Source organism: Streptomyces sp. NPDC017202 (genome assembly GCF_044331705.1).
GTDB lineage: Bacteria > Actinomycetota > Actinomycetes > Streptomycetales > Streptomycetaceae > Streptomyces.
Map to the genome: position 1 here is coordinate 603,607 of NZ_JBIRNP010000002.1, position 22,472 is coordinate 626,078.

Annotated in this window: 18 protein-coding genes; 14 read left to right on the forward strand and 4 right to left on the reverse strand. The window is 71.6% G+C overall.

What is annotated here, in order from left to right; all coding sequences use genetic code 11:
- Positions 1 to 308: 308 nt before the first annotated feature.
- A complete protein-coding gene (locus tag ACH4N1_RS07000) occupies positions 309 to 2,963 on the reverse strand; it encodes a SulP family inorganic anion transporter (protein WP_398095059.1) in 2,655 nt (884 codons plus the stop codon).
- A 264-nt stretch (positions 2,964 to 3,227) separates the two neighbouring features.
- Between ACH4N1_RS07000 and ACH4N1_RS07005 the strand changes: the two genes are divergently transcribed.
- Positions 3,228 to 4,508: a hypothetical protein gene (locus ACH4N1_RS07005; RefSeq protein WP_398095061.1), complete on the forward strand. Its 1,281-nt coding sequence runs from the start codon at positions 3,228 to 3,230 to the stop codon at positions 4,506 to 4,508.
- Between the two features lie 36 nt (positions 4,509 to 4,544).
- Here the strand turns inward: ACH4N1_RS07005 and ACH4N1_RS07010 are convergent, their stop codons facing one another.
- On the reverse strand, positions 4,545 to 5,525 hold the full coding sequence (locus tag ACH4N1_RS07010) for an ATP-binding protein (protein ID WP_398095063.1): 981 nt from the start codon (positions 5,523 to 5,525) through the stop codon (positions 4,545 to 4,547).
- Positions 5,526 to 5,626: 101 nt separating this feature from the next.
- On the opposite strand from ACH4N1_RS07010, the gene ACH4N1_RS07015 reads away from it, so the two are divergent.
- Positions 5,627 to 6,451 (forward strand): oxidoreductase, encoded by an 825-nt coding sequence (locus ACH4N1_RS07015; protein WP_398095064.1) that lies wholly within the window; start codon positions 5,627 to 5,629, stop codon positions 6,449 to 6,451.
- Between the two features lie 381 nt (positions 6,452 to 6,832).
- On the opposite strand, the gene ACH4N1_RS07020 is transcribed toward ACH4N1_RS07015, so the two are convergent.
- Positions 6,833 to 7,669 carry an HAD family hydrolase gene (locus ACH4N1_RS07020; protein WP_398095065.1) on the reverse strand — a complete coding sequence of 279 codons (837 nt, stop codon included), beginning with the start codon at positions 7,667 to 7,669 and terminating at the stop codon, positions 6,833 to 6,835.
- Positions 7,670 to 8,247: 578 nt separating this feature from the next.
- On the opposite strand from ACH4N1_RS07020, the gene ssd reads away from it, so the two are divergent.
- The 7 genes from ssd (at position 8,248) to ACH4N1_RS07055 (ending at position 13,636) form a co-directional block, all read left to right on the forward strand.
- Positions 8,248 to 9,351, forward strand: a complete 1,104-nt coding sequence (gene ssd, locus ACH4N1_RS07025) for a septum site-determining protein Ssd (protein ID WP_398095067.1) — start codon at positions 8,248 to 8,250, stop codon at positions 9,349 to 9,351.
- The gene (locus tag ACH4N1_RS07030) at positions 9,348 to 10,565 is read left to right on the forward strand and encodes a TadA family conjugal transfer-associated ATPase (RefSeq protein WP_398095068.1); all 1,218 of its coding nucleotides are present in this window, start codon (positions 9,348 to 9,350) and stop codon (positions 10,563 to 10,565) included. The genes ssd and ACH4N1_RS07030 overlap by 4 nt, the downstream gene beginning before the upstream one ends.
- Positions 10,558 to 11,418, forward strand: coding sequence for a type II secretion system F family protein (locus ACH4N1_RS07035; protein WP_398095271.1), 861 nt, complete (start codon positions 10,558 to 10,560; stop codon positions 11,416 to 11,418). The genes ACH4N1_RS07030 and ACH4N1_RS07035 overlap by 8 nt, the downstream gene beginning before the upstream one ends.
- A gap of 87 nt (positions 11,419 to 11,505) precedes the next feature.
- Positions 11,506 to 12,291, forward strand: coding sequence for a type II secretion system F family protein (locus ACH4N1_RS07040; protein WP_398095070.1), 786 nt, complete (start codon positions 11,506 to 11,508; stop codon positions 12,289 to 12,291).
- Between the two features lie 193 nt (positions 12,292 to 12,484).
- Positions 12,485 to 12,703, forward strand: a complete 219-nt coding sequence (locus ACH4N1_RS07045) for a DUF4244 domain-containing protein (RefSeq protein ID WP_398095072.1) — start codon at positions 12,485 to 12,487, stop codon at positions 12,701 to 12,703.
- A 34-nt stretch (positions 12,704 to 12,737) separates the two neighbouring features.
- Positions 12,738 to 13,103 carry a TadE family type IV pilus minor pilin gene (locus ACH4N1_RS07050; RefSeq protein WP_398095074.1) on the forward strand — a complete coding sequence of 122 codons (366 nt, stop codon included), beginning with the start codon at positions 12,738 to 12,740 and terminating at the stop codon, positions 13,101 to 13,103.
- Positions 13,104 to 13,303: 200 nt separating this feature from the next.
- Positions 13,304 to 13,636, forward strand: coding sequence for an Rv3654c family TadE-like protein (locus ACH4N1_RS07055; protein WP_398095076.1), 333 nt, complete (start codon positions 13,304 to 13,306; stop codon positions 13,634 to 13,636).
- 20 nt (positions 13,637 to 13,656) lie between these two features.
- On the opposite strand, the gene ACH4N1_RS07060 is transcribed toward ACH4N1_RS07055, so the two are convergent.
- Entirely contained in the window at positions 13,657 to 16,227 is a 2,571-nt protein-coding gene (locus ACH4N1_RS07060) for a DEAD/DEAH box helicase (RefSeq protein WP_398095077.1), read from the reverse strand.
- A gap of 81 nt (positions 16,228 to 16,308) precedes the next feature.
- Between ACH4N1_RS07060 and bldG the strand changes: the two genes are divergently transcribed.
- The 5 genes from bldG (at position 16,309) to ACH4N1_RS07085 (ending at position 22,305) form a co-directional block, all read left to right on the forward strand.
- Positions 16,309 to 16,650: an anti-sigma factor antagonist BldG gene (gene bldG / locus ACH4N1_RS07065; protein WP_009189842.1), complete on the forward strand. Its 342-nt coding sequence runs from the start codon at positions 16,309 to 16,311 to the stop codon at positions 16,648 to 16,650.
- Between the two features lie 111 nt (positions 16,651 to 16,761).
- Complete coding sequence (locus ACH4N1_RS07070) at positions 16,762 to 17,193, forward strand: ATP-binding protein (protein ID WP_398095079.1); 432 nt, start codon at positions 16,762 to 16,764, stop codon at positions 17,191 to 17,193.
- Between the two features lie 327 nt (positions 17,194 to 17,520).
- Entirely contained in the window at positions 17,521 to 19,926 is a 2,406-nt protein-coding gene (locus ACH4N1_RS07075; RefSeq protein WP_398095080.1) for a sodium-translocating pyrophosphatase, read from the forward strand.
- A 194-nt stretch (positions 19,927 to 20,120) separates the two neighbouring features.
- Positions 20,121 to 20,723 (forward strand): small secreted protein, encoded by a 603-nt coding sequence (locus tag ACH4N1_RS07080; RefSeq protein ID WP_398095082.1) that lies wholly within the window; start codon positions 20,121 to 20,123, stop codon positions 20,721 to 20,723.
- A gap of 64 nt (positions 20,724 to 20,787) precedes the next feature.
- Positions 20,788 to 22,305 (forward strand): methyltransferase, encoded by a 1,518-nt coding sequence (locus tag ACH4N1_RS07085; protein ID WP_398095083.1) that lies wholly within the window; start codon positions 20,788 to 20,790, stop codon positions 22,303 to 22,305.
- Positions 22,306 to 22,472 lie beyond the last annotated feature (167 nt).

Here is a 22,472-nt window from a genome sequence, read left to right on the forward strand (position 1 = left end):
GGGCCGTGTGGTGCGGCGCCTCTTCCGTCGCTCCGCGTCATCCCTACCCACGGACCCCGGCCGGACGGAGTTCATGGGGTGTAACTGCTTTCACACTCGCGGGAGGCGGGAGGCGGGAGGCGGGGGCGGGGGCGGGCCGAGAAGGGAGACGGGCGGCGGGGTGAGGCGACAAGGCGGTGCCCGCCGATGCGCGGGCACCGGGGGAGCGTGAGCCGGGGGAGCGTGAGCCGGGCGGTGCGGGGCGGGCTTGCGAGGAGCGGGCGGGGCGGGCCGGCCGGCGTGCGGCGCAGTCGCCCCGCCCCGGTCGTTCACGCGCTCAGGTCCACCACCCCCACATGGTCGAACACCTCGGGCTCGCCCTCGCCCGTGCTGTCCTCACCGAGCAGGTACGCCTGTGCTTCGCCCACGTGGAAGTACATGCCGTGCAGCTCGAGCTCACCGGCCCGCAGCGACCGCGCCACCGACTCGTGACCCCGCAGATGGTCCAGCTGCTCGACCACGTTGGTCAGGCACAGCTGCTCGACCGCGTCGGCGGCCGCCCGCCCGGCCAGCCGTGCCCGGGGCCGGCCGGCGTCGGCCATCCGCTCCAGGCTGGGCAGCCCGTGCCGCAGCCACCGCTGCAACGGCGTCTGCGCATCACCCGGTTCGGCGTTGAGCAGCGCTTGCATGGCCCCGCAACCGGAGTGCCCGCAGACCGTGATGGACCGCACCTTCAGCACGTCCACCGCGTACTCGATCGCGGCCGCCACCGAGTCGTCGCCGCTCTCCTGGCCGGGTGGTGGCACGAGGTTGCCCACATTGCGCACCACGAACAGGTCGCCGGGACCACTGGAGGTGATCATCGACGTGACCAGCCGTGAATCGGCGCAGGTGAGGAACAGCTGGGACGGCTGCTGCCCTTCCCGAGCCAGCCGCGCCAGCTCACCCCGCACCAGCGGTGCGGTGTTCCGCTGGAACGCGCTGATCCCGCGGAGCAGCTGACGCGCACTGGGCCGGGAGCCGGCGGCACCGGGGGCTTCGGCACGCTCGGTCTGCTCGGTGGGGCCGGCCTGTTCGACCCGCTGGGTGTGGGGGTTCTGTTCGGCCTGTCCGGTCGGCTCGGTGAGTGCCGGTGGCGTGGCGGACCCGTTCGCGGCGGCCGACCGGCCGGACTCCGCGAACTCCGCGGGGAGTGCGCCGGTCCGTCCGTCCGGTTCTTCGCCGGACGGCTCCTCCGGCAGGCCCTCCTGGTGCTCCGTGGCGCGGGCACCGGGCGGCGGAGCCGACATCGGCCCGTCGCACTGGTGGTTGCGCCAGGGTGTCCAGGGACGGCAGCGACAGCCGGTGAGCGGACTGTCCGCCGTGCCGGCGGAGACGGCGACTCCGACGGGCGGGACGGCAGGTTCGTCGTCCTCGCTGCCGGAACCGGAGTGGACGGTCCCCCCGCCGGAGCGGCGGCCGGTCAGTTCGACGAAGCCGCCCTGCGCGGTGTGCGTTCTCTGCCAGTCCTGCAGTGTCTCGTACGCCGCGTGATCCATGAAGGAACCGTCCAACTCGACGATCACACGGGCGCTTTGGGGCACGTGGTGCAGAGCGCGGCTGAGGCGTGGCACTGCCAGGAACGTCAGCTGTCCTCTTACGTGTACGTGATGGGTTCCTTCCTCCTCGTCGTGGGTGATGCGGGTGCGGGCGAGGCGGTGCATGGAGACGGCGACGGCTACGGCGATCCCCAGAGTGACGCCCTGCAGGACGCCGAGGAACACCACGCTCAGGGTGGTGATGGCGTACACCGGCACCTCTCGGTGGCGGGTCACCGTGCGGATGTGGTGCAGGGACACCATCTGGATGCCGACGGCCATGACCAGGGCTGCGAGCGAGGCGAGCGGGATCAGCTCCAGGACCGGGACCATCAGCAGCGCGGCGACTACTACGAGAACGCCGTGCAGCATGGTGGAGTTCCGGCTGACGGCACCGGCGTGCACATTCGCGGAACTGCGTACCGCCACGCCCGCGACGGGCAGCCCGCCCAGTGCGCCGGAGACCAGGTTGGCGGCACCCTGGCCGAGCAGTTCGCGGTCGAGATCGGAGCGGCCGACCCGGGCGGGCAGACCGGGGCGGGCGGCGATCAGCTTGTCCACGGCGACCGCGCCGAGCAGCGACTGCACGCTGCACACCAGCGTGATGGTGAGGACGGCGGCGACGAGTCCGAGCACCGGCCCTTCCGGCAGCCCCGCCAGGGCATGGCTGCTCCAGGACGGCAGCTCGACCCGGGGCTGGGTGAGCCCGGCGGACACGGCGGTCGCGGTGGCCCCGGTGACGGCGACCAGCGCGGCGGGCACCTTGCGCAGCAGACCGCCCAGGCGGCCGGGCAGGCGCGGCCAGAGCAGCAGCAGGGTCAGCGTGAGAACGCTGACCGCCACCGCGGCCGGGTGCAGGTCGAGCAACTGGGCGGGCAGAGAACGCAGATTGTCGAGTACGGAGCTCTGCGGCCTGCCGCCGAGGACGATGTGCAGCTGGGCGACGGCGATGGTGACACCGATGCCCGCGAGCATGCCGTGCACGATGGCGGGGCTGACGGCGAGCGCGCTGCGGGCCACGCGCAGGCAGCCGAGGCCGAGTTGGGCGAGTCCGGCCAGGACGGTGATGGCGCAGGTGGTCCGCCAGCCGTAGCGGTGGATGAGGTCGGCGGTGACGACGGTCAGGCCGGCGGCGGGCCCGCTGACCTGGAGAGGCGAGCCGCCGAACCGTCCGGCGACGAGCCCGCCGACGGCTGCGGCGACCAGGCCCGCCTGGAGGGGGGCGCCGGTGGCCAGGGCGATGCCCAGGGACAGGGGCAGGGCGATGAGGAAGACCGCGATCGCGGCGGACACGTCGGCGCCCGCCACGTGGAAGCGGCGGTGCGGTGCGGGCGGGGGGCTGTGGGGTGGGTGGACGCGCTCGGTCTGTGGCGAGTCCGGCGTACGAGTGGGGACGCAGGCTGACATGTTTCCCGTCTCCTCCGGGGCTGCGCGGTCGCATTTGCGGCCGTGGGTCACGGCATACAGCGGCGGGATGGATCAACTATCGGTAAACGAATCGTAATGCAGAGTAAAGGCCAAGCATGGATTTTTCGTGCAAATGGGTCAATCAATCACTCGGGTGAGCGAACTAAGCATTTGGTCGGCTTGTCGTATTAATTCCTTTTCGGGCCTCGTGCGACGTTGACGGCGCCGTTGTTGGCCCTGGAGAAGGAAGAAGGTGGGCGGAAGATGGCCGCCACCCAGAGGATCGCCGCGGGCGCCGTGATCGCCGCGGCGGTCGCGTCGCTCGCTGGCTGCGCTACGGGAACCAGCGGTTCCCACGGTTCTGAAGGAGGGATGTCGGGGCCCCAGAAGGCGAAGCCGGCGGCCCCCGCACCCGGGAACGCCGTTCGCCTCATCGGCGACGGCTCCACCGCGTTCACCGGGGCCCAGCCCCATCTGCCCAGACCGGAGCGCCTCAAGCCGGGGCAGAAGCCACCGCAGTTCGTCGTCTTCTCGTGGGACGGCGCGGGCGAGGACAGTCAGCGGCTGTTCTCCCACTTCCGCAAGGTGGCCAAGGAGAACAACGCCACCATGACCTATTTCCTCAGTGGCGTGTACCTGCTGCCGGAGCACAAGCGCGACCTCTACAGGCCGCCCCAGCACTCGCCGGGCCGCTCCGACATCGGCTTCAACGACGAGCAGGGCATCGCCGACACCGTGAAGCAGCTCCGCCTGGCGTGGCTGGAGGGCAACGAGATCGGCACCCACTTCAACGGCCACTTCTGCGGCAAGGGCGGCGGCGTCGGCGAATGGTCGGTCGAGGAGTGGAAGGAGGAGATCGCCCAGGCCAAGCAGTTCGTGAAGACCTGGAAGACCAACACCGGCATGGCGAAGGAGGCCCCGCTGCCCTTCGACTACGACAAGGAACTCATCGGCGCCCGCACCCCCTGCCTCGAAGGGCAGGAGAACTTCCGCAGGGCCGGCCGGGAACTGGGCTTCCGCTACGACACCAGCGGCGTCAACAACCAGGTCTGGCCCGGTAAGAAGGAGGGTCTGTGGGATCTGTCCATGCAGCTCGTGCCCTTCCCCGGTCACTCCTTCGAGCAGCTCACCATGGACTACAACTTCATGGTCAACCAGTCCGGCACCGTCACCCAGGGCGACCCCGCCCAGCACGAGTACTGGGGCGACCAGATGCGTGACGGTCTGCTCAGGGGTTTCCAGAGGGCCTACGACGGCAACCGTGCGCCGCTGATCATCGGCAACCACTTCGAGTCCTGGAACGGCGGCACGTACATGCGCGCCGTCGAGGAGGTCGTGGAGAACGTGTGCACCAAGGAGGAGGTGCGCTGCGTCTCCTTCCGGCAGCTCGCGGACTGGCTGGACGCCCAGGACCCGCAGACCCTGGCCAAGCTGCGCGGCCTCGGGGTCGGCGAGGCCCCGAAGCAGGGCTGGGCGTCTTTCCTCTCCGGCAGTTCCGCCCCGGCCCCGAAGGGCGTGCCCGGGGCGCCGACGGTCAAGCGGTAGCGGTCGGCCGTGGGCGGCGGGGGTCGCGCGCGACCGTCACACCGAGGCGGTCAGGCTCTCGCCGAGGACGAAACCGGGGTCGATCTGCGCAGCCAGGTCGGCCCCCGTCCGTTCGTTCCCCCACGACTGGGCGTTCTTCAGGTGGAAGTGCACCATCTGCCGCGTGTAGCGCCCCCAGTCGCGCCGCTCGTACGCCGAGTCGGCGGTCGTCCGCAGCAGATCCAGCGCGCGGCGGTTGGCGTCCTCCAGGGTGTCGAACCGAGGCGGGCGGCCCTTCTCCATGGCGCGCACCCAGTCCGAGTGGCCGACCGTCACGAGCAGGTCGTCCCCGACCTCGGCGCGGAGGAAGTCGAGGTCGTCCTGGCCCTGGACCTTGTTGCCCACCACTCTCAGTTCGACGCCGAAGTCACGGGCGTACTCCTTGTACTGGCGATAGACGGAGACCCCCTTCCGGGTCGGCTCGGCGACGAGGAACGTGATGTCGAAACGGGTGAACATGCCGGAGGCGAAGGAGTCCGAACCCGCCGTCATGTCGACGACCACGTACTCGTCGCGGCCGTCCACCAGGTGGTTCAGGCACAGCTCCACCGCTCCCGTCTTGGAGTGGTAGCAGGCGACCCCCAGGTCGGCGTCCGTGAAGGGGCCCGTGACCATCAGACGGACGGCACCGCCGTCGAGTTCCACCGGCCGGGCGCACGCGTCGTACACCGGGTTGTCCTCCGACACCCGCAGCAGCCGCGAACCCTCGCCCGGCGGGGTCGTCTTGATCATCGTCTCGCTGGAGGCGATGCGGGGGTTGGAGCCGCGCAGATAGTCCTTGATCAGCGGCAGCAGGTCCCCCATCGCGGGCAGCGCCGCGGCCGCTGCCTCGTCGAGCCCGAGTGCGGTGCCCAGGTGCTGGTTGATGTCCGCGTCGACCGCGATCACCGGCGCGCCACCGGCCGCGAGATGGCGGACGAAGAGGGAGGACAGCGTGGTCTTGCCGCTACCGCCCTTCCCGACGAAAGCAATTTTCATGTTCACCAAGAGTAGTGCCGTGTATGCACTGCGTCGCGCTTCCACGTGAAGAAGACCACTCCTTCGTGGGGTCCGCGCCTCCGTTGCGTAGTGTCGTACTCATGAGTACGACAGGCGCTACCGCCGATCCGCTCGCAGCCCTGGGGTCGCTGCCCGGGGTGGCCGACTCCGTCGAGACCGTGCGCAAAGCCGTGGACCGCGTCTACGGGCACCGCGTCATGCGACGACGCAGCACGGCGATCACCTCCGAGGCCGCCCTGCGCGGCTCCCGCGGCTCGGCGGCGCTGTCCGGGGCGGACTGGGCCCTGGAGGAGGTGCGTCGGCGCAGCGACTTCGGAGCCGACGACGAGGCACGGGTCGTCGGCGCGGCGCTGCGGCTGACCGCCGAGGCGGGCCAGTTGCTGTCCATCTGGCGGCAATCCCCCTTGCGGGTGCTGGCGCGGCTGCACCTGGTCGCCGCGGCGACCGGCGCTGACGAGGTGGGACGGCCGAGGCGGTCGGGCGAGGCGATCGACGAGCCGCTGATCGAGCTGCCCCTGCCGGGTGCGGACGAGGTCTCCGGCCGGCTGGAGGGGCTGTCCGAGCTGATCCTCGCGGGGAGTTCCGCGCCTGCTCTGGTCACCGCCGCCGTCGTCCACGGCGAGCTCCTCGCCCTCCGGCCCTTCGCCTCGCACAACGGCCTGGTGGCGCGCGCCGCCGAGCGCATCGTGCTGATCGGCAGCGGCCTCGACCCCAAGTCGGTCTGCCCCGCCGAGGTGGGCCATGCGGAACTGGGCCGGGCGGCCTACCTCGCGGCCCTCGACGGCTATGTCTCCGGCACCCCGGAAGGCATGGCGGCCTGGATCACCCACTGCGGCAGGGCGGTGGAACTGGGGGCCCGCGAGTCGACAGCGGTGTGCGAGGCGCTTCAGCGCGGGGCGGCGTGACGGAAAAGGCGTCCCCGAGGGGGCCGGGAAACCCGGAAGAAGCCGGAAAAGAGTTGCGGCGGTACGAGGTCTCGTACCGCCGCTGGCATGTTCACCGGGTTACCAAGCGTCCTCGATATATGCCCATCAGGTCGGGAACTTCGCCCGTCACCTGGTGCGGCTGGCCCGTAATCGACGGGTCGACGTCGCGTGGGTGCTCGGTGTTCATGCTTCGGTCCGTGGGGCCAAATGCGGTATTAAGGTGATCCTCTCGGATGTCCTTGGTCTCGCGGGCCGTTGACTCCTTTGTACTCCAGGACCCCGGCAAGCGGAAGTGCTGGCGTCCGTTCTTTACTTTTACTCTCAAATAGGTAGTAATCGGGCGGGGGGCGTGAGCGCAGCTCAGGCGGTCGCCGCCGCCCGCCGCCGGCTGACGTACCAGACCAGCCCCGCCGTGGCCGCCGCGGCTCCTATCGCCGCCACCGCGACGAGCGCCGGACGGGGCGGGACGGAGAACCCCGGAATCCGCTGCTTGAGCCGCACCGGCCGGTGGAAGTCCAGGATCGGCCACTCGCGCGCGACGGCCTCACGGCGCAGCGCGCGGTCCGGATTCACGGCGTGCGGGTGGCCGACCGCCTCCAGCATCGGCAGGTCGGTCGCCGAGTCGCTGTAGGCATAACAACGCGCGAGGTCGTAGCCCTCGGACTCCGCCAGTTCCCTGACGGCCTCGGCCTTGGTCGGACCGTACGCGTAGTACTCCACCTCCCCGGTGAAGCAGCCGTCCTCGCCCACGACCATCCGGGTGGCCACCACGCGGTCCGCGCCGAGCAGCTCGCCGATCGGCTCGACCACTTCGGCGCCCGATGTGGACACGATCACGACGTCGCGGCCGGCGGTGTGGTGCTGCTCGATCAGGGAGGCCGCCTCGTCATAGATGAGTGGGTCGATCAGATCGTGAAGGGTCTCGGCGACGATCTCCTTCACCTGTCGGACGTTCCAGCCGCGGACCATCGCGGAGAGGTACTCGCGAGTCCGCTCCATCTGGTCGTGGTCCATACCGCCGACGAGGAAGACGAACTGCGCATATGCGGTACGCAAGGCCGCCCTGCGGTTGATCAGCCCGCCTTGGTAGAAGGACTTGCTGAAGGTGAGTGTGCTCGACTTCGCAATGACCGTCTTGTCCAGGTCAAAGAAGGCCGCTGTGCGGGGCAAGGAGTGGTTTTCCACACCCTTGAGCATAGGGGCAGCTCATTCGGCGTAAGGTCGGCGTGTGGGTTTGCCTGAGAAGGCTCTCGGGTACACCATGGAAGTCACGGATCGTTCGCGACCGTGCTAACCCGGTCCGACTCCTCCCCCCCCCGAGTCGGCCGTGGAGACGACCCCCGCTCTCCCCCCCGGCGGGGGTCGTCGCATGTCCGGACGGGTTTTCCCCTCCTTGCGCGGACCTGCTCCCGTACCGACGCGACAGAGGTCGCCTCTTCGGCGCGCCCGCGACCTGTCACTCTCCGTAGCGTACGGGCTGCTCTGCGGGCGTCGTGCACAGGGCGGACGGCGCTCACCGGTACGGGTGACGGTGATATTCACAACTCCCCACCGGTCCACAGTTATCCACCAAGATCCACACGATTTCCGGCTTCGTTGCACCGTGAATCCCACACGTTCGCTCGCACCGAGTTCCGGGCCGGTTCCGTTTGCCGGTCGCCCGAGCCGGTTTCCGGCGGACCTTCATAGGGAGACCGGGTGCCGGTTCTCCACACGTACGGGATTCGCGGGGCCGCAGAGGACTGCGCGCCACGCGGCGAAGGGGGAGGAAAACCGTGACCGGAGCCGTCACACACGACCCGCCGCCCGCCGCCGGAGGGCGGCAGGGCAGGCCACTGATCGTCACCGAGGACGCGGCACTCCTCGACGACCTGCTGCGGCTGTGCGCCGCGGCCGGCGCCACCCCTGAGGTGCACCATTCGGTGCCCGCACAGCGGGGCGGCTGGGAGTCCGCACCGCTCGTCCTGGTCGGCGACGACGCAGTGCGCCGCGTGCGCGGCGCCGCCCGCCGCCGCGGAGTGGTCCTCGTGGGGCACGATCAGGACGACTCAGGGGTGTGGCGCAGGGCCGTCGAGATCGGCGCCGACCACGTCCTGGTGCTGCCCGACGGCGAGCAGTGGCTCGTCGACCGGATCGCCGACGTCGCCGAGGGCGTCGGGCGGCCCGCCCTCACCGTGGGAGTCGTCGGCGGGCGCGGCGGGGCCGGTGCGTCCACGCTCGCCTGCGCTCTCGCCGTCACCTCCGCGCGTGAGGGACTGCGCACCCTCCTGGTGGACGCGGATCCACTGGGCGGCGGACTCGACGTACTGCTCGGCGGCGAGACCGTCGAAGGCCTGCGCTGGCCGGCATTCGCCGCCTCGCGCGGGCGCGTCGGCGGCGGAGCCCTGGAGGAGTCGCTGCCCGCGCTGCATCAGCTGCGCGTGCTCAGCTGGGACCGCGGCGACTGTGTCGCCATCCCGCCACAGGCCGTGCGGGCAGTGCTCGCCGCCGCCCGCCGCCGCGGCGGCACGGTCGTCGTCGACCTGCCGCGGCGCATCGATGACGGGGTCGCCGAGGTCCTCGCCCAGCTCGACGTCGGCCTCCTCGTGGTCCCCGCCGAACTGCGCGCCGTCGCGGCGGCCGGACGAGTCGCGTCCGCCGTCGGCATGGTCCTGCGCGACCTGAGGGTGGCGGTACGCGGTCCGTACGCCCCCGGACTCGACGACCGTGAAGTGTCCCGCCTCCTCGGACTGCCGTTGGCCGGCGAGGTGCCCGTCGAATCCGGCCTGCTGCGCCCGGACGGCGGCAAGGCACCGCCCGGCGGGTCCGCGCGCGGACCGCTCGCCCGTTTCTGCAAGGAGTTCTGGGAGCGGGCACTGACCGAGGCGGGCGCCGTATGAGCACTGCGCCCCGGCTCGACCGCCCGCGAGGATCCGGCGCCCTCCTCGACGGCGTACGGCAATGGCTCGCCGAGAGCGGAGCCGAACCGACCCCCGCACGCGTCGCGCAGGCGCTGCGTGAACAGGGGCGTGTCCTCGGGGACGCGGAAGTGCTCGGGGCGGCCGAACAACTGCGGTCCGAGCTGGTCGGCAGCGGCCCGCTGGAGCCACTGCTCGCCGACCCGTCGGTGACCGACGTCCTGGTGTCGGCCCCCGACCGGGTCTGGGTCGACCGGGGCGGCGGCCTGGAGCTGACCACCGTCTCCTTCCCGGATGCGGCCGCCGTACGGCGCCTCGCGCAGCGTCTGGCCGCGGTGGCCGGACGCCGCCTGGACGACGCCCGGCCCTGGGCCGACGCGCGGCTGCCCGACGGAACCAGGCTGCACGCCGTACTGCCCCCGGTGGCCGTCGGCTGTACCTGCCTGGCGCTGCGAGTGGTACGGCCGCGGGCGTTCACCCTGGACGAACTCGTGGCCGCGGGCACGGTGCCGCCGGGTGGGGACGAGGTGCTGCGGGCACTGCTGCGGGCCCGGCTGTCCTTTCTGGTCAGCGGAGGCACCGGCACCGGGAAGACGACTCTGCTCAGCGCGTTGTTGGGGCTGGTCGGGCCGGGAGAGCGGATCGTGCTGGCGGAGGACTCGGCGGAGCTGCGACCGGACCACCCGCACGTCGTCCGGCTGGAGACCAGGCCGGCCAACCAGGAGGGCGCCGGGCTGGTCACGCTCGAGGACCTGGTGCGGCAGGCGCTGCGGATGCGGCCGGATCGGCTGGTCGTGGGCGAGGTGCGCGGAGCGGAGGTCGTCCACCTGCTGGCCGCGCTCAACACCGGCCACGAGGGCGGGTGCGGGACGGTCCACGCCAATGCCGCCGCCGATGTCCCCGCCCGGCTCGAGGCGCTGGGCACGGCGGCCGGGCTCGACCGGGCGGCTCTGCACAGTCAGTTGGCGGCCGCGCTGTCCGTGGTGCTGCACCTTGTGCGCGACCCGGCCGGGCGACGACGGATCGCCGAGGTGCATGTGCTGGAGCGGGACCCCTCGGGGCTGGTGCGGACCGTGCCGGCGCTGCGGTGGCAGTCGGATGCGTTCGCGTACGAGCGCGGCTGGGAGCGGCTGAGGGAACTGCTGCGAAGCGAGAGGAGCGAGGGGAGCCATGAGCGTGACAGGCGGGATGGGTGAGGTGCCGATGAGCGCGGCCGTTGCCTGTGCCGGGGTGGCGGTTCTGCTGTGGGGCGGACCGTACTCGGCGCTTCGGCGGGCACAGTTGCTGCTGGCCGGGGACGAGGCGGCCGGCAGCGGGCCACCGTCATGGCAGGACCTGGCGCACCGCCTGCGGCGTGTGCGCGGACGCTGGCGGCCCGAGTGGTGGTCACCGGTCGTCGGACTGCTCGTGGCCGTGCTCGGCGGCTCGGTACTGCCGGTCGCCGCGGGGGCGGCAGGAGTGCCCCTGCTGCGCCGTGCGCGGCGGGCCCGGTCGGCGCGGCGGGCGGGCGAACGCCGGGCTGACGCGGTGATCGCGCTGTGCGCGGCGCTCGCCGGGGAGGTGCGCTCCGGGAGGCAACCCGGTGAGGCCTTGCAGCGCGCCGCCCGCGACTCGGGAGGGCTCGGCGAGGCCCAGGCGGCCGTGCTGGCGGCCGCCCGGTTCGGCGGGGATGTGCCCGGCGCACTGACCGGTGCGGCACGGCAGCCCGGAGCCGACGGTCTGTTGGGGCTCGCTGCGTGCTGGCGGGTCGCCGTGGACCAGGGAGCGGGGCTCGCAGCCGGACTCGACCGCCTCGAAGGGGCGTTGCGCGCCGAACGCGACCAACGCGCCGACCTGAAAGCTCAGTTGGCGGGGGCTCGCTCCACCGCGGTGATGCTCGCCGGCCTGCCGGTCCTGGGCCTCCTCCTGGGCACGGCACTCGGCGCGGACCCGTTGCAGGTCCTGCTGCACACCGGGGCCGGCCTCGGGTGCCTGTTCGTCGGCGGGGTGCTGGAGGGGCTGGGGATGTGGTGGGCGCTGCGGATCATGCGGGGTGCGGAGGGGGCGTGAGGCGGGCGGAAGAGGTAGTGCGAGGCGGGTTTGCGCAGGTCGGCCGGGTGAGGCGACCGGAGAACGAGCGAGTGGGAGGGAGGCGGGATGAGTGCGGAAGTCGTCCACAGGCTGGGGGTGGCCGTGGGGATCCTCATGGCCCTCGGATGGGCCGTGCGGTGCGCGGACACCCTGCGGCGTCGGCGGCGGGCGAGGCAGCGGCTCGCCGAGGTGCTGGCCCGCTCGGCGAAGCCGGAGATCCCGCGGCCCGGGATGCGGGAGGCCGTACGCCGGTGGCTGCCGGAGGCGGCGGTGGTGGGCGCCGGGTGGATGGTGGGCGGCGGGGGCATCGGTCTCGGCCTGGGGCTGACCGGGGCGGCGGTGCTGTGGTGGTGGCGCCGCAGGCGGCAGGCGACGGAGTCGATGAGTGAGGCCGACGCGCGGGCCGCGGCCCGGCAGCTGCCGCTCGCGGCCGACCTGCTGGCCGCGTGCATCGCGGCGGGGGCGGGGCCGGTGATCGCGGCGCAAGCCGTGGGGGAAGCACTCGACGGACCTGTCGGAGGGGCGTTGGCACGTGGTGCCGCCGAGGTGCGTCTGGGAGGCGAACCCGCCGGCGCCTGGAAGAGGTTGGCGGCGGCGCCCGGAGCGGAGGCGTTGGCCCGGCTGTTGGAGCGGGCCGCCGTGTCCGGTCTCCCGGCGGCGATGCCGGTTGCCCGGATCGCGGCCGACGCCCGAGCCGACTGGGCCCGCGCCGGCACAGCCCGGGCCCGACGAGCCGCCGTCATGGTCACCGCACCGGTAGGGCTGTGCTTCCTGCCCGCCTTCATCGTCGTGGGCATCGTGCCCGTGGTGATCGGCCTGGCGGGCGGGGTGCTGGGAGGGGGTGGGCCGTGAGGGGGATCTGAGGGGCGGCCGTGCCGGTCGGTCCGGGCCGGGCAAGGCGGTCGGCGGGTCCGTCCTGTGAGTTCGAGCGGTTGGAGAAGCACGGCAAGGGAGGCGGCTGAAGCAGGTCGAGCAGGTCGAGCAGGTCGGCTGGTCCACGAGGACCGGTCATCGATGAGTGGGATCGAGACTCACGGGGGTCGAAATGAGCAAGACGGTACGAGCGAGGCTGCGTTTCCTGGTGCGCATGGTGTGCCGGGCGCGTGCGGCGCGGAGGGACGCGGGGATGGTGACGTCCGAGTACGCGATGGGAATCGTTGCGGCGGTGGCGTTCGCCGTGGCCCTCTACCAGGTCGTGACGAGCGGGGCGGTCGCGGCGGAGTTGCAGGACATCGTGAAGCGGGCACTCAGTGCGGGCACGTGAGCGGAACCGGCCGCGAGGCGGGGACCGGGGGTTCGTGACGGCGGAGGCGGCCGTGGTGCTGCCGGTGCTGGTGGCGTTCGCCATGGCGCTGGTCTGGGGGTTGCTGGTCATGGCCGCCCAGATCCAGTGCGTGGACGCGGCCAGGACCGGCGCCCGGGCCGCCGCCCGGCAGGACCCGGCCGACGCGGTCGTGGAAGTGACGCGGGCGACGGCACCGCGTGGGGCGCGGGTGTCGGTCACCCGGGAGGGCGACCAGGTCCGGGTGGTGGTCGTGGCGAAGCCGCCGGTGCTGCGCGGGTTGCCGTTCGAGGTACGGGAGGAAGCCGTGGCGGCGGCGGAGGACGGGGGGATCACAGTGGACGGCGGCGGGGCCGGGGCCGGATCGGAGGCGGGACCGTGAGGGAGCGGGGGAGAGGCGGGGCGCGTTTCCGGGCGGGCTGGAGTGCTGCCGGACATCGGCGCCGGAGGGGAGGCGGTGTCGGCGCTCCTGCCCGTGGGACGCCCTGGGGAGTGGAAGGGCCCCGCGGCTGGAGGGACGCTCTCGTGGCACGGAGTCGAGGCCGGACCGATCGTGGGTCCGCGACCGTATGGACTCTCGCTGTGCTCGCCGTGCTGTGTGTGGTCTTCGGCGTCGTACTCGCGCTCGGGCAGGCTGTCCTGGCCCGGCACCGCGCCGCCGGGGGTGCCGACCTCGCGGCACTCGCGGCCGCGGAGCGCTGGACGGACGGCACCGGGGCGGCCTGCGCCCGCGCGGACCGGTTGGCTCGGACCCAGGGCGCACGGTTGGTGCGATGCGTGGTGGTGGGGGAGGTGTCGGACGTGACAGCGGCGGCGGGACGGGGGCCGTTCACGGTGGAGGTGCGGGCCCGGGCGGGGCCCGCGGGGCCGCCGCTGCCGGAGGAGGCGACGGTGGCCTCCCTGTCCCGCCCCTGAGCGGCCCCGCGCCGCACCTCCTACTCCATCCGCTCTCCCGGCCCCCTCTCCTCCAGCGTCCCGCCGTTCTCCATCGTCCTGTCGTCCTGCACCGTTTTGGAGCCCTCCGCCGTCCTGCCGTCGTCGGCCGGCCCGCCGTCCTCCGCCGGCGCGCCCCGCAGCAGTTCCGTCAGGAGCCTGACCGCGCCTCTCTTGTGCAGGGGGTCGTTGCCGTTGCCGCACTTGGGGGACTGGATGCAGGACGGGCAGCCTGCCTCGCACTCGCAGGAGGCGATGGCCTGGCGGGTGGCTGTGAGCCAGGAGCGGGCCGTGTGGAAGGCACGCTCGGCGAAGCCCGCGCCGCCGGGATGGCCGTCGTAGACGAAGACCGTGGGGAGGAGGGTGTCGGGGTGCAGGGGGATCGAGACGCCGCCGATGTCCCAGCGGTCGCAGGTCGCGAAGAGGGGCAGCATGCCGATGGACGCGTGCTCGGCGGCGTGCAGGGCTCCACCGAGGATCTCGGGGTCGATGCGGGCGGCGTCCAGTTGGTCCTCGGTGACCGTCCACCACACGGCTCTCGTGCGCAGCGTACGAGGAGGGAGGTCGAGCTTCGACTCGCCCAGCACTTCACCGGTGATGACGCGCCGGCGCAGGAAGGAGACCACCTGGTTGGTGACTTCGACGGAGCCGTAGCACAACCGGCCCTCACCCCAGGGGATCTCGACGTCCGTCTCCAGCACGGAGATCGCCGTCGTGTCGCGGGCGACCGTCGTGTACGGCGGATTCGCCTCTTCGACCAGGGCCACCGAGTCCTCCAGATCCAGGGAGCGCACCAGGTAGGTGCGGCCCTGGTGCAGATGGACCGCTCCCTCGTGGACGGCAGAGTGGGCGGCGCCCTCGTCGACCGTGCCGAGCAGACGGCCCGTGCCGGACTCGACGATCTGGACCGGCCGGCCGCCTCCGCCCCGGATGTCCGTGAGGTCGGCGGCCCGCTCGCGGCGGGTCCAGTGCCAGGCCTTCGTCCGGCGGCGCAGCAGCCTCGCGGCCTCCAACTGGGGCAGCAGAGCCTCGGTCTCGGGACCGAACAGCGCCAGATCCTCCTCGGTGAGGGGGAGTTCGGCGGCGGCCGCGCACAGGTGCGGGGCGAGGACGTAGGGGTTGTCGGGGTCCAGGACGGTCGATTCCACCGGTCGGTCGAACAGGGCTTCCGGGTGGTGGACGAGGAAGGTGTCCAGCGGGTCGTCCCGGGCGACCAGCACGGCCAGCGCCCCCTGACCCGATCGCCCCGCCCGTCCTGCCTGCTGCCACAGCGAGGCCCGGGTACCGGGATACCCGGCGATGAGGACGGCGTCCAGACCCGAGACGTCGATCCCGAGTTCGAGGGCGGTCGTGGCGGCCAGGCCGAGGAGTTCACCCGAGTGCAGGGCCTGCTCCAGGGCGCGGCGTTCCTCGGGGAGGTAGCCGCCGCGGTAGGCCGCGACACGCCCGGACAGCGAACGGTCCACCTCGGCGAGGCGTTCCTGGGCGATGAGGGAGATCAGCTCGGCGCCGCGCCGGGAGCGGACGAAAGCCACGGTGCGGATGCCCTGGACGGCCAGGTCGGTGAGGAGGTCGGCGGTCTCGGCGATGGCGGTGCGACGGACGGGGGCGCCCTTCTCGCCCTGCATCTCGGTGAGCGGCGGCTCCCAGAGCGCGAACACCAGTTCGCCGCGTGGTGAGGCGTCGTCGGCCACCTCGACCACCGGGAGGCCGGTCAGGCGGCCGGCGGCCACCGAGGGCTCGGCTGCCGTGGCGGAGGCCAGCAGGAAGACGGGGGAGGCGCCGTAGCGGGCGCACAGACGGCGCAGGCGGCGCAGCACCTGGGCCACGTGGGAGCCGAACACGCCGCGGTAGGTGTGGCACTCGTCGATGACGACGTACTTCAGCGATTTCAGGAAGGAGGACCAGCGGGGGTGGGACGGCAGGATGCCGCGGTGCAGCATGTCCGGGTTGGTGAGGACGTAGTTGGCGTACTGGCGGATCCACTCGCGTTCCTCGACCGGCGTGTCGCCGTCGTACACCGCAGGGCGTACCGCGGTGCCCAGCGGTTGTGAAAGTTCCTTCACGGATCGGCACTGGTCGGCCGCCAGCGCCTTGGTCGGTGCCAGGTACAGCGCCGTGGCGCCACGTCCGTTCGGCGCCTGCGAGCCGTCCAGGAGGCTGGACAGGACCGGTACGAGATACGCCAAAGACTTGCCGGAGGCGGTTCCGGTCGCGACGACCACCGACTCGCCGTCCAGGGCGTGCTCCGCGGCGGCGGCCTGGTGTGCCCAGGGGTGCTCGATGCCGCAGGCCTGCAGGGCCGCGATGACCTCCGGACGAATCCGGTCAGGCCAGACGGCATGGCGGCCCGCGCGCGGGGGCACATGCTCCGTATGAGTGATGCGCGACGCCCGGTTCGGTCCCGGGGCGAGCCGGTCCAGGATCCGGCCCGGCGACAGGCGGGGCGCGGGCTGTGCCGGGGGTCGATCGGATCGGTGATTCTTGGCCATCGGCACCGAGTGTGTCACTGGCGTGACGGACAATGGAGCCAAGGCGTCGTGCACGCCTGCCGGTAAGTGATTGAATGCCATCGCGGCTGGCGTACCGTCCCGGGGGCTCCTGCTCAGGTGTTCCGAGGGACGACCGCTCGATAGCAAGGTGCTGGAGGATCCGTGGACCTGTCCCTGTCGACCCGTACCGTCGGCGATCGTACGGTCGTCGAGGTCGGTGGCGAAATCGACGTATATACCGCGCCCAAGTTGCGCGAGCAGCTGGTCGAGCTGGTGAACGACGGCAATTTCCACCTTGTCGTCGACATGGAGGGCGTGGACTTCCTCGACTCCACCGGGCTCGGCGTGCTGGTCGGTGGCTTGAAGCGCGTGCGTGCCCATGAGGGCTCGCTGCGCCTGGTCTGCAACCAGGAGCGCATTCTGAAGATCTTCCGCATCACCGGTCTGACCAAGGTGTTCCCGATTCACACCTCGGTCGACGAAGCGGTCGCGGCCACCGACTGACCACCCCGTCCGGGTCCGTGTGGCCCGGACGGCCCAGTTGAACACACCGGGGTACCGGGCTTTCGGCAGCCCGGCCCCCCGACAGCACGCCCGTAGTTCCGAGGGGGATGCATGGCCACCGTTGAACTCCGCTTCAGCGCGCTGCCCGAGCACGTCAGGACCGCCCGACTGGTGGCGGCAGCGGTGGCGCGCAGGTCCGGAGTGGACGAGGCCGTTCTCGACGAGGTCAGGCTCGCCGTCGGCGAAGCCTGCTCCCGTGCCGTCGGACTCCATCAGAGCGGTGGCATCACCGCCCCGGTGAAGGTGTCGCTCATCGAGGAGGAGAAGCAGTTCTCCATCGAGGTGGGCGACGAGGCTCCGCGGGTCGCGCCCGGCGACCGGGCGCCGGGTTCCGGTGACATCGACGCGGACGCCGAGGAGGACGAGATGGGCCTCGCGGTCATCAGCGGCCTCGTCGACGACGTGGAGGTCACCGCCGGCGAACACGGCGGGCTGATCCGTATGACGTGGCCGACCACACCGTCGGCCGCGACGCTCGGCTGACCCCGGCGCTTCCCGTTCGGCCCAGCCGGACGCACACGTACCCGAAGGGCCCCACGAGGTGGGGCCCTTCGGCATGTGCGCAGGTGCGACGGCGCGCTTACAGTGGTGCCAGCAAGTGAATCTTGAAAAAGTGAATCTTGCCGGACGGACAAGTGAATCTTGCCGGAGTTTCGTGAATCCATTCACGAAGGACAATGCCTTGAGGGCATTACCGTGACGGATTTTCGAGCGAAGGTGAATTCCGTTTGCCGCACACTGTTTTGATCTGGTTCCGGTACCTAGAATCCGTCCACATCTTGAGCTCAGCCCAAGCGTCAAGGAGGACGAATGGCGGGGCTTTCTCTCCCTCATCGGTTGGACCACTCCACAACCTTCGCGGCCGCCGTGCTGACCGACGGCAACCGACTCCTCGTGGTGGTCATCGCGGTCGTCGCGCTGGCCGCGCTCGTGGTCGCGGGCGTGCTGCTGCGCCAGGTGCTCGCGGCGGGCGAGGGCACCGAGAGCATGAAGAAGATCGCGGCGGCGATCCAGGAGGGCGCCAACGCCTACCTGACCCGGCAACTGCGCACACTCGGCGTATTCGCCGTCGTGGTGTTCTTCCTGCTCATGCTGCTGCCCGCGGACGACTGGAATCAACGCGCCGGACGATCGATCTTCTTCCTGGTCGGCGCGGTGTTCTCGGCGGGCACCGGCTATATCGGCATGTGGCTCGCCGTGCGCAGCAACGTGCGTGTAGCCGCCGCGGCCCGGGAAGCGACTCCGGCGGAAGGGGAACCGGAAAAGGATCTCACCGCCGTTTCGCACAAAGCGATGAAGATCGCATTTCGCACGGGCGGCGTGGTCGGCATGTTCACGGTCGGGCTCGGTCTGCTCGGCGCCTCGTGCGTGGTGCTGGTGTACGCGGCCGACGCGCCGAAGGTACTGGAGGGCTTCGGTCTCGGCGCGGCGCTCATCGCGATGTTCATGAGGGTCGGCGGCGGCATCTTCACCAAGGCCGCCGACGTCGGTGCCGACCTGGTCGGCAAGGTCGAGAAGGGCATCCCGGAGGACGATCCGCGCAACGCCGCGACCATCGCCGACAACGTGGGCGACAACGTCGGCGACTGCGCGGGCATGGCGGCCGACCTGTTCGAGTCGTACGCCGTGACGCTGGTCGCCGCGCTGATCCTCGGCAAGGTGGCCTTCGGCGACGCCGGCCTCGCCTTTCCGCTGCTCGTGCCCGCGATCGGGGTGATCACGGCCATGATCGGCATCTTCGCGGTCGCGCCGCGCCGCTCCGACCGCAGTGGCATGTCCGCGATCAACCGGGGCTTCTTCGTCTCCGCGGTGATCTCGCTCGTGCTGGTCGCCGTGGCCGTGTTCGTCTACCTCCCCGGCACGTACGCCGACCTGGACGGCGTCACCGACGCGGCGATCCTGGGCAAGGACGGCGACCCGCGCGTCCTGGCCGTCGTCGCCGTGGCGATCGGCATCCTCCTGGCCGCCGTCATCCAGCAGCTGACCGGTTACTTCACCGAGACCACGCGCCGCCCGGTGCGCGACATCGGCAAGAGCTCGCTGACCGGTCCGGCCACCGTCGTCCTCGCCGGGATCTCCGTGGGCCTCGAATCGGCCGTGTACACCGCCCTGCTGATCGGCCTGGGCGTGTACGGGGCGTTCCTGCTCGGCGGCACGTCGATCATGCTGGCGCTGTTCGCGGTGGCGCTGGCCGGCACCGGCCTGCTCACCACGGTCGGTGTGATCGTCGCGATGGACACCTTCGGACCGGTCTCCGACAACGCGCAGGGCATCGCCGAGATGTCCGGCGACGTGGAGGGGGCGGGAGCGCAGGTGCTCACCAACCTCGACGCCGTCGGCAACACCACCAAGGCCATCACCAAGGGCATCGCCATCGCCACGGCCGTGCTGGCCGCGTCGGCGCTCTTCGGGTCGTACCGCGACGCCATCACCACCGGCGCGCGGGACGTCGGCGAGAAGCTCTCCGGGGACGGCGCGCCGATGACCCTCATGATGGACATCTCGCAGCCCAACAACCTGGTCGGCCTGATCGCGGGCGCGGCGGTCGTCTTCCTCTTCTCGGGGCTGGCGATCAACGCGGTGTCGCGTTCGGCGGGTTCCGTGGTCTACGAGGTGCGGCGGCAGTTCCGGGAGAAGCCCGGGATCATGGACTACAGCGAGAAGCCCGAGTACGGCAAGGTCGTCGACATCTGCACCAGGGACGCCCTGCGGGAACTCGCCACGCCCGGACTGCTCGCGGTGCTGGCGCCGATCTTCGTCGGGTTCACGCTCGGCGTCGGCGCCCTCGGCGCGTTCCTCGCGGGCGCGATCGGCGCGGGCACGCTGATGGCGGTGTTCCTCGCCAACTCCGGCGGTGCCTGGGACAACGCCAAGAAGCTCGTCGAGGACGGTCACTACGGCGGCAAGGGCAGCGAGGCCCACGCGGCGACCGTCATCGGCGACACCGTCGGCGACCCCTTCAAGGACACCGCGGGACCCGCGATCAACCCGCTGCTGAAGGTCATGAACCTGGTGGCGCTGCTCATCGCGCCCGCGGTGATCAAGTTCAGCTACGGCGGCGACGAGAACCTCGGTGTACGGGTCGCGATCGCGGTCCTCGCGCTCGTGGTGATCGTCGGCGCGGTCTACGTCTCCAAGCGGCGCGGCATCGCCATGGGTGACGAAGACAACGCCGACGAGCCGGCCAAGTCCACCGATCCGGCGGTGGTTTCGTAGGGTCCGGGAACGGCCCGCAGCCCAAAGGGCGGGCGGACGGCACGTGCTGACGCGTCGTCCGCCCGCCCCGCCGTGCGCGGACCCGGGTCGTGAGCCTTCTCTCTCTTGGTGTAAATGGCTTCATTTATTTTCATATCGGACATTCGTCCTGGGGTTGTCGCCCGGTCGGCGTGTATGTTCCGGGGCCGAGAGCCATGGAAGGGACCGATCCGGTGAACAAGAAGCTCGCGGCCGCACTGTCCGGCAGTGCGGTACTCGTACTGGCGTTGTCGGGATGCAGCAGCAGCGACGACGGCAACAAGGAACTCGACGCCTGGGCCAAGCAGGTCTGCGACGCGCTGCCCGCCCAGGACGCGAAGGTCGACGCGGCCAACGCCGCGATCAAGAGCGCCGCCACCGACAACAACGCCCCGGTGAATGTCCAGAAGACCGACTCCCAGGCCTTCCAGGACATGTCCGATGCCTACAAGGCGCTCGCGCAGGCCATCCAGAAGGCGGGGACGCCGCCCGGTGTCGAGGGCGGCGAGAAGAAGAAGCAGGACGCCGTGACCGCCCTGAACGGCCTGTCCACCTCCTACGCCGGCCTGAAGAAGCAGGTCGACGCGCTCGACACGAAGGACCAGGGGAAGTTCGCCGACGGACTCCAGGACATCGCCACCGAACTCGGCAAGCTCAGCAAGAGCGGCAACACCGCGCTGAAGAACCTCGAGGAGGGCGACGTCAAGTCCGCCATGGCCCAGCAGGACAGCTGCAAGAAGGTGGCGGCCTCGTCGTCGGCCCGGGCCACGACCAGCTGACGGCGGGGGCCGGTCGGCCGACCGGGGCGGGGCGTGCGGCCCGCCCGCGGGACACAATGGGGGCGTGAGTAACGCCACCCTGTCCCCCCTGCCCTCCGCCGGCCACCCCGACGTCGCCGCCCGGCTGCGCGAGGCCCTGCTCGCGGCCTCCTTCACCGCCGACGGCCTCCTCGACCTGCTCGGCGCTCCCGCGTACGCGGCCCTCGCCCGCAGCGAGACCGTGCCCGCGCTGCGCGCGACCCGCGGGGACACGCCACTGGAGACGCTCGTCCGTCTCTTCCTGCTCCAGCAGCCGGTGCCGTACGCGCGCGTGGAGGACGTGCTGCCCGTGCACGCGTGCGTGGAGACCGGCTGGCTGACGCGCGCGGGCGCGGACGACGTCGCCGCGACCGTGGACGTACGCCCCTACGGCGGACCGGACGGCGAGGACTGGTTCATCGTGTCCGACCTTGGCTGCGCCGTCGGCGGGGCCGGCGGCGTCGGCAGCCGTGCCGAGGGCGTCGTCCTGGGCGTCGGCGGGGCGTCCACGACGCTCGCCGGGATCACCGTCCGCACCCCGGTCTCCGCCGCGCTGGACCTGGGCACCGGCTCCGGGATCCAGGCCCTGCACGCCGCCCGGCACGCCACGCGCGTGACGGCGACGGACCTCAACCCGCGCGCGTTGCACATCACCGCGCTCACCCTGGCCCTGTCCGGCGCACCCGCCGCCGATCTGCGCGAGGGCTCGCTGTTCGAACCGGTCCGGGACGACGAGACGTTTGACCTGATCGTGTCCAACCCGCCGTTCGTCATCTCTCCGGGGGCCCGGCTGACGTACCGCGACGGCGGGATGGGCGGGGACGATCTGTGCCGCTCGCTCGTTCAGGGAGCGGGGGAACGGCTGAACGTGGGCGGGTTCGCGCAGTTCCTCGCCAACTGGCAGCACGTCGAAGGGGAGGACTGGCAGGACAGACTCAGGTCGTGGGTGCCGCGCGGATGCGACGCGTGGATCGTGCAGCGCGAGGTGCAGGACGTCACGCAGTACGCCGAGCTGTGGCTCAGGGACGCCGGGGACCACCAGGGCGACCCGGCGGAGTACCGCGCGCGGTACGACGCGTGGCTCGAGGAGTTCGAGGCGCGCAAGGTGAAGGCTGTCGGCTTCGGCTGGATCACCCTGCGCAGGACGGCGTCCGACGAGCCCACCGTCACCGTGGAGGAGTGGCCGCACTCCATCGAGCAGCCGCTCGGCGACACGGTCAGGGCCCACTTCGAACGGGTCGACTATCTGCGCGGGCACGACGACGCGGCCCTGCTGGCGGGGAACTTCCGGCTCGCCGCGGAGGTCGTGCAGGAGCAGGTCGGGCTGCCCGGCGCCGAGGACCCGGAGCACGTGGTGCTGCGCCAGCACCGCGGCATGCGCCGCGCCACCAAGGTGGACACGGTGGGCGCCGGGTTCGCCGGCGTGTGCGACGGCTCGCTGAGCGCGGGCCGGATCCTGGACGCCATCGCGCAGCTGGTCGGCGAGGACCCCGTCCTGCTGCGCGACCGTACGCCCGCGCAGATCAGATTGCTGGTGGAACAGGGGTTCCTCGAGCCGGCCTGAGCCGCCCGGGAGCGAAACAGGCCAACATCTTTCCCTCACCGGCACTTCGCGATCACAGGCGACCGAACCGCGCCCACGGATTGCGGAAAAACGGTGTGACGAGAACGGCAGGGGAGAACGGCGGCGCCGGGAAGACCGGGACCCGCGGCACCGTATTCGAAGTGTCA

Bases quoted from the DNA above. Each gene is read 5' to 3' on its own strand.
- ACH4N1_RS07000 (WP_398095059.1), bottom strand. From the start codon at position 2,963: ATGTCAGCCTGCGTCCCCACTCGTACGCCGGACTCGCCACAGACCGAG.
- ACH4N1_RS07005 (WP_398095061.1), top strand. From the start codon at position 3,228: ATGGCCGCCACCCAGAGGATCGCCGCGGGCGCCGTGATCGCCGCGGCG.
- ACH4N1_RS07010 (WP_398095063.1), bottom strand. From the start codon at position 5,525: ATGAAAATTGCTTTCGTCGGGAAGGGCGGTAGCGGCAAGACCACGCTG.
- ACH4N1_RS07015 (WP_398095064.1), top strand. From the start codon at position 5,627: ATGAGTACGACAGGCGCTACCGCCGATCCGCTCGCAGCCCTGGGGTCG.
- ACH4N1_RS07020 (WP_398095065.1), bottom strand. From the start codon at position 7,669: ATGCTCAAGGGTGTGGAAAACCACTCCTTGCCCCGCACAGCGGCCTTC.
- ACH4N1_RS07030 (WP_398095068.1), top strand. From the start codon at position 9,348: ATGAGCACTGCGCCCCGGCTCGACCGCCCGCGAGGATCCGGCGCCCTC.
- ACH4N1_RS07035 (WP_398095271.1), top strand. From the start codon at position 10,558: ATGGGTGAGGTGCCGATGAGCGCGGCCGTTGCCTGTGCCGGGGTGGCG.
- ACH4N1_RS07040 (WP_398095070.1), top strand. From the start codon at position 11,506: ATGAGTGCGGAAGTCGTCCACAGGCTGGGGGTGGCCGTGGGGATCCTC.
- ACH4N1_RS07045 (WP_398095072.1), top strand. From the start codon at position 12,485: ATGAGCAAGACGGTACGAGCGAGGCTGCGTTTCCTGGTGCGCATGGTG.
- ACH4N1_RS07060 (WP_398095077.1), bottom strand. From the start codon at position 16,227: ATGGCATTCAATCACTTACCGGCAGGCGTGCACGACGCCTTGGCTCCA.
- ACH4N1_RS07070 (WP_398095079.1), top strand. From the start codon at position 16,762: ATGGCCACCGTTGAACTCCGCTTCAGCGCGCTGCCCGAGCACGTCAGG.
- ACH4N1_RS07075 (WP_398095080.1), top strand. From the start codon at position 17,521: ATGGCGGGGCTTTCTCTCCCTCATCGGTTGGACCACTCCACAACCTTC.
- ACH4N1_RS07080 (WP_398095082.1), top strand. From the start codon at position 20,121: ATGGAAGGGACCGATCCGGTGAACAAGAAGCTCGCGGCCGCACTGTCC.